This is a genomic window from Mucilaginibacter pocheonensis, from assembly GCF_031456535.1.
GTDB lineage: Bacteria > Bacteroidota > Bacteroidia > Sphingobacteriales > Sphingobacteriaceae > Mucilaginibacter > Mucilaginibacter pocheonensis.
This window is the reverse complement of sequence record NZ_JAVDUU010000003.1, coordinates 258,918-271,823: the sequence shown is the minus strand read 5'-3', so window position 1 is coordinate 271,823 and position 12,906 is coordinate 258,918. Positions and strand designations below refer to the sequence as shown.

Here is a 12,906-nt window from a genome sequence, read left to right as displayed (position 1 = left end):
AAACAACACGCAGGCTGCTTTCACTTTTCCCTTCGGCAGTACTAACTGCATCAGGTTCAAAGGGTATTATCTCAGTCCATTAAAGGACACCCCTAAAGTTGCCGTAAACCTAAGTAAAAGTTTTTTAAACCGGCAACACTTTTTAATTTTTATTGGCACACCCGTTTTTTGGTACCGTTCAATTCCGTTAAGCCGCATCCGGATCATCAACTTTCGGGGGAAGTAAGGCGATATGAATTTAGAACAAACGTTTGCGTGAAAATTTTAGAATTTAAAACCGCATTTTTATAAAAACGATCAATAATTTCATTTTTCAAAGCCTGATTATTATACAGAATCACATATACATAATTCACAATAAAACAGTTAATATACATGAACAGAAGAACATTTGTAAAAAGCGGCGCTATTGCCGCCGCCGGGTTTACTATACTGCCGTCGGGCAGTTTATTTGCAAAAGATACCGGTAAAGTACGGCTCGGATACATAGGCGTTGGCGCCAGGGGCATGAGCCATATTTCGGAAGGTGCCCTGCGCGATGATGTTGAAATTGTGGCTATTTGCGATACGCAGGAACACTCCCTGGCTATTTGCCGTGAATACTTAGCTAAAAAAGGAAAGCCTGCCGCAAAAGAATATACAGGCGGTACTGATGCCTACAAAAAACTGCTGGAAAGAAAAGATATCGATGCCGTGATCATTGCCACACCCTGGCAGTTTCATCATGAACAAGCTATAGATGCCATGAAAGCCGGCAAATATGTTGGCTGCGAAGTAATAGCCGGCCTTACGGTTGATGAGCACTGGGATATTGTTAAAACATCAGAAAAAACCGGCATTCCTTATATGACCCTTGAAAACGTGTGCTACCGCCGCGATGTAATGGCCGCGCTGAACATGGTAAGGCAGGGCCTGTTTGGCGAACTGATACACCTGGAAGGCGGGTACCAGCACAACCTGCGCGATGTTCTTTTTAATGATGGAAAAGGCAAGTATGGCGGCAAAGGTGTTGAGTACGGACCAAAGGCATTAAGCGAGGCACAATGGCGTACACAGTTTAATATTGACCGTGACGGCGACCTTTACCCTACCCACGGCGCCGGGCCAGTAATGAATTATATAGATATTAATCATGGCAACAGGTTTACAAGCCTGGTTTCATTCAGCTCAAAAGCGCGCGGCCTTGCAAATTATATTGAAGAGCTTGCTCCCGGAAGTCCCAACACCAAGATAAACTACAAAAATGGTGATGTTACCACCACCATGATCAACTGTGCCAATGGCGAAACTGTGCTTTTATCGCATGATACCCATTTACCCCGTCCGTATTCACTTGGTTTTAGGGTACAGGGCACCAAAGGTATCTGGATGGATGTAAACCAATCGGTTTATATTGAGCACAAGGCCAAGGAAGATGATGCCTGGGACCCGGCAAAAGAGTGGTTTGCCAAATACGATCACCCGCTATGGAAAAAGCACGACGCGGAAGCCGCAGGCGCCGGGCACGGCGGGATGGACTGGTTTGTATTCAATGGCTTTATTGAGGCCGTAAAACAGAAGAAACAAACGCCTATTGACGTTTATGATTCGGTAACCATGAGTGTTATCGCTCCCCTGTCAACACAATCACTCAAAGAAGGCAATAAAACACTGTCGTTCCCCGATTTTACAAAAGGAAAATGGGAAACCGGCAAACCTACTTTTGCTTTAGACGACAGCGGGTTATAAGGCTCACCTCAATAACTTACGAAGTTTTTAAAAACTTCGTAAGTTTATTCATCCTTTACAGGGCGGCTTATTCCTGTCAATTAACAGGCAGGCCCTCTTCAAATGCCGCCTGTTCGTCGCCGTTACTTTTAGCGGTATCCAGGTTCCACGCCGAAGTGACGAAATATGGAGCGGTATCCATCCCATTCTTGTTGCCGTAAGTGCATGTTAAAACCCTTGTTTCGCCCGGGGCCAGCGATATGTAGTTATCACTGAATATTACCGGCAGTATGTCATCGCCATTTTTGCCTTTTAATGCGCGCAAATGCACAAAAAACGCTACCGATTTGCCGGTATTGGTAATAGAGACCGTATGCGTTGTACTATCATTGCCCGTGGTTTCCTGCTGATGGCTGAGCTTTAACGCCGTTTTGGGTATTTGCTGCAATGCTAAATAATCGGCATAGGCGGACTCTGGCGTTGTGAACCAGCTTGATTTTTTCCAGTTAAGCGTTTCTGCTTTTTGTGATAACCAGTACCAGTTAATACTTTGCACTTTACCGCTATGATCATTAAGCTGCAGCCTTAAAAAATAAGCTGGTGATAAACCGGTAATTGGCGGCAAAGCGAATACTATTTTTGAGGCATCGGCATTAATAGCGGTTTGGGCCAGTTTAGTATATTTTACAGTACCATCTATGTTGTAAACGGTAGCTTTAATTTGTAAGCCGGTAAAGTTTTTCAGATACGAGTTAATGATACCTACCGCGTTTGATTTATAAGAATACATGATGTGCAATGGCTCCATTGATTTTTTCATGCCGAAGTAAGTACCGGCCGGATACAGGTAGTAATCATAAGTATGCCATATAATACCCGGCCAGGGGTTGCTTAGCATCCATTGTACTACTCCTGTAGCTGTGTTGTATTTTTTTAAACCATAGGCTTCCATCATGGCCCGGTGCGCTTCGTAGTTTTGGGCCTGTGCCTTTGCCACATAGTTTTTAATAGTTGCCGATGGCCCGTAACGTTCAGTTAACGCCTTATCAAAAACCTTTGTTGTACCAAACGAGCCTGTACCGCAGTGGTACAGCCATGCCGGCGAGGTTGTAAACAGCGAATCCCCGGGAATAAATTTTACCAGGCTTTCATAGGGAGGTATAGATGGCCCGGGCGATATCTCGGTTGCAAAACTCCAGGCACCACCAAATTTATGGGTACTATCTGTTTCCCAGTAAATTGGCGGCACCCATTCATAAGGGCCTGCCATTTTCACACCGCTGTAGCCCGATACTTTTGATTTAGTTTCATTGGCAGTAGCAATTACCGGGTTGGGCCATTTCAGGGCTTTCTCAATTTTCAGATAATCACTTTCAACTGAAGTATCGGTTGGCGGCATATCGCTGCCATTGAGCCACACCAGCAAACTGGCTTTATTGCGCAGCCAGTACATAACGCTGCTGTCTGATGCCATGGCCACTTTGCGCTCCGCCGCGTCCCAGTGTTCGGGGTGTTGCCATACCCCGCAGCACATCCAGCCGGTCATTACCAGCATGCCATACTTATCACACAGGTCGTAAAAATTATCATCCTCCATTTTGCCTTCCGAGCGAATGATGTTCATATTCATATCCCTCACCAGCTTTACCTCCTGCTCCTGCCGTTCGGCCGAACGCCGCTGAAAAATATCAGGCGACCAGGCCGCTCCCCGGAGCATGATAGGCTTGCCATTAACTATAAACTCCCGCGATTCGTTATTTAAAAGTTTGGAATCCATCTGGCGGATGCCAAAGTTTTCTGACAGCGTATTGCTCACTTTATCGCCTGTTACTGCCGATAGCTCAATGCGGTTTAGCTCGGGCTTGCCATATTGCCAGGGCCACCATACACGCGGGTTCTGTATATTCAGCTGTTTAAAATCCAGCGGACTAAAAGTCACATTTTTTGATTCTTTTGGCAGCAGGTGTACCTTTTGTTCAAAAGCTACATCATTATTGATATGGCCTTTTATTATGGCATCCTGCGCAGTATTGGTATAATTGGTAACCTGAGCGTTAACCGTTAAATGAGCTATGCTTAGTGATGGCAGATCAAACCGGGTAGTAACCAGCGGATATTGCACACCTACCTTGTCATACGTTTTTATTTCAACATTATTTACTATACCGCCGTTATAATCAGGCGGATACGGGATCCAGTCTGCATAATCAATGGCAAGGTCGCCTCTTGATTTGTTGGGTGTAAACGGCCTCACTATTTCCAGCGCAAGCACGTTGTTACCTGTATAATTGATATGGCCGGTAACGTCCAGTTGAATGATCCTGAAGGGCCCTTTTACCTTTGTCGAATCGGCAATTTTGACCCCGTTAAGCCATACGTTTGCTTTGTAATTGATGCCATGCAGGCGCAGTATCACATTTTTTCCGTTCTCGGAAGCGGGCAGGGTAAACTCCCGTCTAAACCACCAGGGTTTATCCAGCTTGGCATCTTTTAACTTTACCAGGTTTTTTCCCATAAAAGGGTCAAAATCATACACCTTATTAGCCAACAAGCCAGCGATCAGCGTTGTAGGCACACTTACCTTGTACCAGCCATGTGTATCATAATTCTCTTTTGAAATTTTATCTGCCGGGCCCGCGTCAGTTACGGCCGATTGCATTTTCCAATCGTCCTTCAAGATCAACTGAAAGTTTTCCTGTCTTGCCTGGCCAAATGCCCCATAAAAGCACAAAGGCAGTATCAGCGTTAATATGAGTTTTTTCATGGTATTGAAACTTATAATTGACTATCATAATACAATGCCGCGGCACCAATAATGCCGCTGTTCTGCAATTCAGATACCTCTATCCTTATCCTTTCAGCGGTTTTTGTATAAGCAAAGGTTTTTATTTCCTGCCACATGGTTTGCTCAAAAAATTCATAGGCATGCCGAACAGATCCGCCCAGTACTATCAACTGCGGGTCGTAAGCATACATCACCTGCTTAATAGCATGGCCTATATGTTTGCCCAGTTCGCGGTATAACGTTAACGCCTTTGCTTCACCATTTTTCGCGTCTTCAAATACCTGTACCCCATCAAGCCCGTAAACGTTGTCAAAAAAAGACCCGCTGCAGTAATATTCCAGTACGTTATCCAGGTACGGAAACAATCCAAATTCACCGGCGCCGCAGTTAAATCCCGCATATAAGCGTTTGTTTATCATTACGCCGGCCCCCAAACCGGTTCCAAGCGTTAGCCCTATCATCGAATCAGAATTATTTCCCTTGCCAAAATAATATTCGCCTATGGCAAAGCAATTCGCGTCGTTATTTACATAAACCGGTATCTGGTAACGCTCTTCCATCAATTGCTTCAAGTGTACCTCTTTCCACGATGGAATGTATTGCACATCATATACTATCCCCTCGGCTACATCAACTACGCTGGGCACGCCAATGCCAATAGCCAACGCTTTATCCCGCTGTAATAATGCATCGGCCACTTGATAAATATCGTTCAGCACGTCCTCAACCGAACCATCACTTTTTATTTTTTGTGATATGATATCGGCCAGAGAGCTGCCGTCTACAATAGCCCCGCGTATGTTTGTAGCACCCAGATCAAGCCCTATAACTTTGGTATTATTCATTGTTGGTTTTCTTTTTTATGTCGATGGTTTTATTGGTGATCAACGGCTTTGCCCAAAAGCCCACACTAAGGATGTAACCCAGGGTGATATATAAAAAGAACATCCCGGCCCGCAGGCCAAAGGCATCGCCCAGCAAGCCTATAACCGGGGGTATTATAGCGCCGCCTATAATGGCTGTAACCAGCAGGCCCGCAAAAGAGCCATGGTCTTTATTGACAGAATTAAGCGCGAGCGAAAAAATAATAGGATACATGACCGAAGCAAAGAAGCCAACCAAAGGGAAAGCAGCTAAAGCGATGTTTACCGGCCCAAACAATGCAGCCGTTAAGCAAACCAAAGCCAGTACAGTAAAGCCAATAAGCACTTTGCGGCTATCCATTACTTTTAATAAAAACAGCCCCAGGATGCCGCCGGCAGTCATTAAGCCCCAAAAATAGGCAACGGTATCAGCACCCTTTGTTTGCGGGTTAAGGCCATGATAAGTGCTTAAAAATTGCGATATCCAGTTGGCAATACCCTGCTCCGTACCTACATAACAAAACATGGCTACCAAAAACAGGATCACAACCGGTTGTTTAAACAGCGCGAAATGGGTTTGTAATGAGCCAACCTGTTCATCTTCCTTCAGTTCTACCTTAGGGAATTTGGTAAAAGCCAGTAAAATAACCATGGCCAGGCAAATTACAGCAAAGAGCCAGTATAGGGATATCCAGGGCAAATCTTTAGGCACCAGGGAATGTAGCAACTCCATCATACCGCCCCCATTGCCCTCTTTTAAGGCCTTAACCATATAAGAATAAACCAGCGGACTAAGAAAAGAAGCCAACCCAAAGATGAGTTGGGCAAGCACCGAAGTAAAGGCGTAATTCTCTTCGCCGCCTGATGTTCTTAATAAAGGGTTTATCACTACCTGCAGCATTGCCATTCCGCAGCCTATTAAAAATAACGACACTATGGCGCTTAAATAGTTTGGCACCATAGCCAGCAGCAGCGACCCCAGGAAAGCAACTATAAAGGCTGCTACCATGATCTTTTTTTCCTTAAATGTTTCCAGCATAATAGCCGACGGGACAGACATTACCCCATAAGCGATAAAGAATGCCAGGGGCAGCACCCCGGCCAGCGTATAACTCAGCTTAAATACCTTGATAATATCCGGTATCAGAGGTCCTATTACGTTGGTTAAAAAGGATATCACAAAAAAGATCAGCATGATCAATGCTACAATGTAGTAGTTACGCTTCATTGGCTAATATTAAAGGTTTATAATTCTGCCTGCGTTAATATCCGCATAAAATCATTTAAAATTTGCAACTTATTTAATTTGTTACAATATCTTTTTAAAAAAATTTACAAACTATATAGCAGGTCTGATTTGTATTTGATGAGTGAGCAGGAAATTACATCAATTATCACAAAGATACATGATGGATTGACTCCCTAATATTATTTTCAATGTATAAATATTGTAATCAATACTTTTATGATATAAAACTGTTTTGTTAATACTGATACAATGGGTACAATTGCGGAAACAGATATTTTCTGTTTACGAACAGGAGTGCTTTTAAAACAACCAATTTTAAGGTGGAAATCGAACAGATCATCAACCAGATCCATACCATTCCTGAAACATCAGGGTTAAAATTACGCCGGGTAACTGAGGAGATCAGTTTACCCAAAGGGCATATTTTATTTGAAGCTGATAAAATAGGCCGAAGCGTTTATTTTTTAAAAAAGGGTATTGTACGTGCTTATTTGTTTCAGCACGATACCGAGGTAACTTTTTGGTTTGGCCGTGAGGGCGATACCATTATCTCCATGAAAAACTATGTAGAAAATAAGCCAGGATACGAAAACATTGAACTTTTAGAGGACTGCGTACTCTACCGCATCAAAAACCGCGACCTGCAAAAGCTGTTTACCGAAGACATACACATTGCCAACTGGGGCCGCAGATTTGCCGAGACCGAGTTAATTAAAACAGAAGAAAGGCTCATCTCCAGGCAATTCAGCATGGCTGCAGACAGGTATAAGGCTTTGCTTACCAACAGTCCCGACCTAATTCAAAGGGTACAATTGTTTCATATTGCGTCCTACCTTGGTATTACGCAGGTTAGCCTGAGCCGCATAAGAGCCGAGATCAGATAGCTGCATTATTTATCCTATGTTAATTTTTAGGCTGTTTATACTCCCCAACTTTACAGTAAAATAAATTACTATGAATTGGATAATATTAATCATCGCAGGTTTCTGCGAGGTAGCATTTGCCTCCTGTTTGGGCAAAGCAAAAGAAACCACAGGTACCGAGATGTATCTTTGGTATGGCGGATTTTTGGTAACCATGACCCTAAGCATGGTACTGCTTCTTAAAGCCGCGCAAACTTTACCTATTGGAACAGCTTATGCAGTTTGGACAGGGATAGGCGCTGTAGGCACAGTATTGGTTGGTATTTTGGTGTTTAAAGACCCGGCCAACTTTTGGCGGCTGTTTTTTATGAGCACTTTGATCATCTCCATTATCGGGATCAAATTTGTTTCTGAATAACTATAACAGTGGCGGGACATGGTTTTGTGGACAATGTTGATTTCCACACCTGGCAGGCCATAAGCTGAGTTCTGAAATTTGTTTAAAACGTTGATGATAAAATGAGGTAGTTTTTATTCCCGCTTCATTGCTGTAAGTTACGAAAGCCCACCCAACCCGCCTGAGAGTGCGATTAGAGCGGGCTTTCGTACAGCAATGACGGTCTAATTAATAGATACGTCGTTGTTAGCATAGCGAAAGATCTTCCCCGCCCTGCCGGGCGTCGACTTTTCTATCGAAGAAGATGCTTCACTCCGTTCAACATGACACCTGTATTTTTACAGCAAATCACAGATAATATTTCGGTATCTCACTTGCAAAGTCGCTTTTGAAACTGCTACAGTAACTTGTGCGCTTACCGCCACCCGCCACCTAAGGCACGATACAGGTTTACAATGGCCTGTAGCTCCTGTAATCTGTCGCTCACACCGCTTAGCTGGGCGGCCAACAGGTTCTGTTCAGAGGTTAGCACATCGGTATAATTTGTTGCCGAACTATATCTTAACAATTCCTGGGTGTAATCTACCGACTTTTGCAGCGCCTGGATCTGTTTGCTGCGGGCATCCTGTTTTTCAACAGCTGTTTGGTGCGCGTATAACGCATTTGAAACCTCCTGCCCCGCTACCAGCAGGGTTTGCTGGAAACTGTTCAGTGCCTCCTGCTGTTGTGCCTGCGCGGTGCGCAAACGGGCTTTATTTATCCCCTGGTTAAAAATTGGCTGTGTTAAACCAACCGCGGCGTTGTAAAATATCGACTTATTAAAAAAATCTTTCAGGCTTAAGGTAGATAATCCGCCTGAAGCAGTTATGGTAAATGAGGGATAAAAATAAGAGCGGGCAAGGTTAGTGTTTTCAAAAGCGGCCCTGAAAGTATATTCACTTTGCTGTACATCAGGCCGGTTGGTGAGCAGTTGCGCCGGGATGCCGGTTTGCAATTCACTTACAAGTTTTTGGCTATCAAGCGTGCCGCGGTTAACCGGACCGGGAGGCCTTGAAAGTAGTATGTCCAACGCGTTCTCTGTTTCGCGGATGCTGCGTTTAATATCAGGGATAGATACTTCGGCAGCATAGCGGTTTGCCTCGCTTTGCACCACCGCGGCCCCGTTTACAACAGCACCCTGCTTAAGGTCCTTCATCGTTTCTATATCCTTTATCCTGTTTTTGAGGGTTTGCTGCGTAATTTCCAGTTGTTTATCTAAAGCCAGCAAGCTAAAATAATTGTTAGCTATATCTGCTATCAGCTGGGTTTGCACTGCTCTTTTGGCGGCGTCGCTTTGTAAAAAGGTGGCCAGGGCGGCCCGTTTGGTGCTGCTTAATTTACCCCAAACATCAGCTTCCCATGATGTGCTTAAACCAGCCTGGTAAGTAGTGGTTAATGTATTGATATTAATGCCCGGAGGAAAATTAAGGCCGGCCTGCGACTGCTTTGAGCGCTGGGCACTTACATTGCCGCTTAAACTTGGAAAATAAGCTGCTTTACTTTGTTGCAGCGATGCCTGCGCCTCCAGTATCTTTTGCACAGCGGTTTTAAGGTCCAGGTTATTATTAAGGCCCTCCTGTATCAATGATTTTAATACCGTATCTGCAAACAGGCTTTGCCAGGGCATGGATGCCAGGGTAGCGGTATCTGTTGAATGCCCATCGCGGTACAAGCCATCGGTAGCTACATCAGGCCGCTTATAGGTTTTGGTTATTTTGCATGAAGCCAGCACGCCCAAAAGCATGGCGGTGAAATATATATATTTTAAACAGTTTCTGTTCATTGTGTCTTTTTAATTGATGGGTCAATGAGCTGGTTCTGCTTCTATCGTGTCATCTTCATCGTCTTCATCCCCGTGTTTCTTTGGGCCGCTTATTTTTTCCTGTAAATACTGAAAAATAATGAACAATATGGGGATCACAAATACGCCGAAAACGGTACCCACAAACATACCCCCAACTGCGCCTGTACCTATGGAACGGTTGCCATTGGCCCCGGCCCCGCTTGAAACCATTAACGGCATAATACCAAATATAAAAGCAAAGGAGGTCATCAGGATGGGGCGCAAACGCGCTTCGGCCCCGGCAATGGCTGCCGGTATCAGGTCCATGCCTGCCCGCCGCCTTTCCAACGCGAACTCAACAATCAGGATAGCGTTTTTAGCCAGCAAACCGATAAGCATAATGAGTGAAATTTGCAGGTAAATATTACTGCCGACGCCAAAAATTGTCGCGAAGATGTAAGTACCTGCCAAACCTACCGGTAAAGAAAGCAGTACCGCGAACGGCAGGATATAGCTTTCATATTGGGCGCTCAGCAAAAAGTAAACAAACACCAGGCAAAGTAAAAATATATAAGCTGACTGTGTACCGGTGGTTAATTCCTCACGCGTTAAGCCCGAAAATTCATACCCATACCCTGCCGGTAAACTTTCAAGCGCCACTTGTTTAATGGCGTTTATGGCATCGCCGGTGCTATAGCCCGGCTTGGGCTGCCCCGAAACCGAAATAGCCGTAAACAGGTTAAACCTTGAAATAGACTCGGGGCCAAACACTTTTTTCAGCGTAATGAATGAGGTGATGGGCGCCATAGTGCCCGAACTGTTGCGCACGAATATTTTGCTTAAACCTGTTTCATTGGCACGGTAATCATAATCGGCCTGTATCATTACGCGGTATTGCTTGCCAAACTGGTTAAAGTTTGAGGCATACAATCCGCCGTAGTATCCCTGCAGCGTATTCAGAACCGAATTTACGGTTACACCCGCTTCTTTACATTTAGCCACGTTAATATCAACCTGGAACTGCGGAAAGTTGGGGTTAAATGAAGAATTAAGACTTTGAATTTCGGGCCGTTTGCCAAGCGCGGCTATAAAATCGTTGCTTACTTTAAACAGTTCATTGATGGTATGACCGCCTTTATCCTGTAATTGAAACTCAAAACCATCGCTATTGCCAAAGCCCTGCAATGTAGGCGGCGAAAAATAAAATACTGTTGCTTCCCTCAGGCCGCTGGTTTTACCGTAAAGTTGCCCGATAATGCTCTCCTGACTGTCTTTTTTATCTTTACGGTGCTCCCATGTTTTCAACTTCATGATCACCATGGCGTAAGCGCTTCCCGAACCTGCTATAAAGTTAAACCCCACCAGTTTAAGCGTATTTTCAACAGCCGGGAAAGTATGGCCTATACTATCTATCTTGTTGGCAACCGCGTCGGTACGCTCCATTGATGATGCCGGTGGCAGGCTAATGGCGGCAAATACTACGCCCTGGTCTTCATTAGGTACAAAGCTCGAAGGGGTTGTTTTTACCAGATAGACGAGCGCCGCGCCAAATACAGCAACAGCTGCAAGTGCTATCCACTTTTTATGCGCCAGGAAATTTACCGACTTTTTGTATTTACCGCTTACCGCCTCAAAAGCGGTGTTGAATATCACATAAAAATGATTGATAAAACCATGCTTGGGCGTCCCTTTTTTGTGGGGTTTTAAAAACAGCGCGCACAATGCCGGACTAAGCGTTAAAGCGTTTACCGCCGACAATAAAATAGCCACCGCCAGTGTAATACCAAACTGTTTGTAAAAAACCCCTGTTGACCCCGATATAAAGGTTACCGGTAAAAATACTGCCGACATAACCAGGGTAATGGAAACTATAGCTCCAGATATCTCGTTCATGGCATCTACTGATGCTTTGCGGGCCGATTTGTAGCCCTGGTCAAGCTTGGCATGCACGGCTTCAACCACTACAATGGCATCATCAACCACAATACCTATGGCCAGCACCAGTGCGAAAAGGGTAAGCAGGTTTATAGTAAAACCAAACAGGTTCAGGAAAAAGAAGGTGCCCACAATAGCTACCGGAACAGCAATTGCCGGGATAAGTGTTGACCTGAAATCCTGCAGGAAAACAAACACTACAATAAATACCAGTATAAAGGCCTCAATAAGGGTGCTGATCACCTTTTCAATTGAGGCATCTAAAAGCTCATTGGCATCAACCAGATACGTGATCTTCATTCCTTTGGGAAAGGTTTCTGAAGCGGCATCCAGGATCTTTTTTGATTGGTTGATAACTTCCCTCGCATTGGAGCCAGCCGTTTGACTGATAGCCACACCAACTGATGGCAACCCGTTGGTTATGATGTGAAAGGAATAATCAAGCGACCCTAATTCCACACGGGCCACATCATTTAAACGCAGTAACTGCCCGTTACCTACCGATTTGATGATCATGTTGCCAAACTCGGCCGCTGTTTGCAGCCTCCCCTTGTACCTGATCACATATTGAAACGACTGGTTACTGTTTTCGCCAAATTTACCCGGGGCGGCCTCAATGTTCTGTTCATTCAGCACATCGGTAATATCATCAGGAACCAGGCCATAGCGCGACATTACATCGGGCTTGAGCCATATGCGCATGGAGTAATCCCTTGAGCCAAAAACCTCGGCATTGCCCACGCCGGTAACACGCTGTATTTGAGGCACCAGGTTTATCTTAGCGTAGTTTTGCAAAAAGGTTTCATCGTACGTTTTGTTTTCGCTGTATAGCGAAAAGATGATCAGGTTACTGCTCTGGCTTTTGGCCACCGAAACACCCGATTGCGTAACCACCAGCGGCAATAAGCTGGTTGCCCTTGAAACCCTGTTCTGTACGTTCACGGCAGCCAGATCAGGATTAGTACCAACCTTAAAGTAAACAGTTATGGATGCCGAACCATCATTACTGGCAGAAGAGGTCATGTAGGTCATGTTCTCCACCCCGTTGATCTGCTCCTCTAATGGAATAATAACACTTTTAAGCACCACATCGGCATTGGCGCCGCTATAAAAGGCCTGCACCTGCACCGTCGGGGGCGCAATATCAGGGTATTGTGATATAGGTACGCTTATAAGTCCCAATATGCCCAGTATCAGCAGCAAAACTGAAATAACCGTTGATAATACGGGACGTTCTATAAATTTCTTAAGCATAATTTTGCTTTTTGCAGAATAACAAATTAAA

8 protein-coding genes and 1 riboswitch are annotated in these 12,906 nt (G+C 44.7%); of the genes, 3 read left to right on the top strand and 5 right to left on the bottom strand.

The features are described 5' to 3' along the window. Positions 1 to 10: 10 nt before the first annotated feature. Positions 11 to 104, bottom strand: a riboswitch (TPP riboswitch). A gap of 271 nt (positions 105 to 375) precedes the next feature. After that, complete coding sequence (locus J2W55_RS14565) at positions 376 to 1,728, top strand: Gfo/Idh/MocA family protein (protein WP_310096846.1); 1,353 nt, start codon at positions 376 to 378, stop codon at positions 1,726 to 1,728. Positions 1,729 to 1,804: 76 nt separating this feature from the next. On the opposite strand, the gene J2W55_RS14560 is transcribed toward J2W55_RS14565, so the two are convergent. From J2W55_RS14560 to J2W55_RS14550, 3 genes are read right to left on the bottom strand one after another with little or no spacing between them, the layout of a single operon-like run. Next, positions 1,805 to 4,471, bottom strand: coding sequence for a glycoside hydrolase family 2 protein (locus tag J2W55_RS14560; RefSeq protein ID WP_310096843.1), 2,667 nt, complete (start codon positions 4,469 to 4,471; stop codon positions 1,805 to 1,807). Positions 4,472 to 4,482: 11 nt separating this feature from the next. Then, positions 4,483 to 5,337, bottom strand: a complete 855-nt coding sequence (locus J2W55_RS14555; RefSeq protein WP_310096839.1) for an ROK family protein — start codon at positions 5,335 to 5,337, stop codon at positions 4,483 to 4,485. Next, positions 5,330 to 6,583 (bottom strand): sugar MFS transporter, encoded by a 1,254-nt coding sequence (locus J2W55_RS14550; RefSeq protein WP_310096836.1) that lies wholly within the window; start codon positions 6,581 to 6,583, stop codon positions 5,330 to 5,332. Before J2W55_RS14550 ends, J2W55_RS14555 begins: the two co-directional genes overlap by 8 nt. 341 nt (positions 6,584 to 6,924) lie before the next feature. On the opposite strand from J2W55_RS14550, the gene J2W55_RS14545 reads away from it, so the two are divergent. After that, positions 6,925 to 7,488 carry a Crp/Fnr family transcriptional regulator gene (locus tag J2W55_RS14545; protein ID WP_310096833.1) on the top strand — a complete coding sequence of 188 codons (564 nt, stop codon included), beginning with the start codon at positions 6,925 to 6,927 and terminating at the stop codon, positions 7,486 to 7,488. A gap of 70 nt (positions 7,489 to 7,558) precedes the next feature. Then, on the top strand, positions 7,559 to 7,885 hold the full coding sequence (locus J2W55_RS14540; RefSeq protein ID WP_310096830.1) for a DMT family transporter: 327 nt from the start codon (positions 7,559 to 7,561) through the stop codon (positions 7,883 to 7,885). 394 nt (positions 7,886 to 8,279) lie between these two features. Here the strand turns inward: J2W55_RS14540 and J2W55_RS14535 are convergent, their stop codons facing one another. Both J2W55_RS14535 and J2W55_RS14530 read right to left on the bottom strand, forming a co-directional pair. After that, positions 8,280 to 9,686, bottom strand: coding sequence for an efflux transporter outer membrane subunit (locus J2W55_RS14535; protein WP_310096828.1), 1,407 nt, complete (start codon positions 9,684 to 9,686; stop codon positions 8,280 to 8,282). Positions 9,687 to 9,707: 21 nt separating this feature from the next. Then, positions 9,708 to 12,875 carry an efflux RND transporter permease subunit gene (locus J2W55_RS14530; RefSeq protein WP_310096826.1) on the bottom strand — a complete coding sequence of 1,056 codons (3,168 nt, stop codon included), beginning with the start codon at positions 12,873 to 12,875 and terminating at the stop codon, positions 9,708 to 9,710. Between the last annotated feature and the right edge of the window lie 31 nt (positions 12,876 to 12,906).

Excerpts from the sequence above, each read along its gene's own strand:
- J2W55_RS14555 (WP_310096839.1), bottom strand. The coding sequence starts at position 5,337 with ATGAATAATACCAAAGTTATAGGGCTTGATCTGGGTGCTACAAACATA.
- J2W55_RS14550 (WP_310096836.1), bottom strand. The coding sequence starts at position 6,583 with ATGAAGCGTAACTACTACATTGTAGCATTGATCATGCTGATCTTTTTT.
- J2W55_RS14530 (WP_310096826.1), bottom strand. The coding sequence starts at position 12,875 with ATGCTTAAGAAATTTATAGAACGTCCCGTATTATCAACGGTTATTTCA.
- J2W55_RS14560 (WP_310096843.1), bottom strand. The coding sequence starts at position 4,471 with ATGAAAAAACTCATATTAACGCTGATACTGCCTTTGTGCTTTTATGGG.
- J2W55_RS14540 (WP_310096830.1), top strand. The coding sequence starts at position 7,559 with ATGAATTGGATAATATTAATCATCGCAGGTTTCTGCGAGGTAGCATTT.
- J2W55_RS14565 (WP_310096846.1), top strand. The coding sequence starts at position 376 with ATGAACAGAAGAACATTTGTAAAAAGCGGCGCTATTGCCGCCGCCGGG.
- J2W55_RS14535 (WP_310096828.1), bottom strand. The coding sequence starts at position 9,686 with ATGAACAGAAACTGTTTAAAATATATATATTTCACCGCCATGCTTTTG.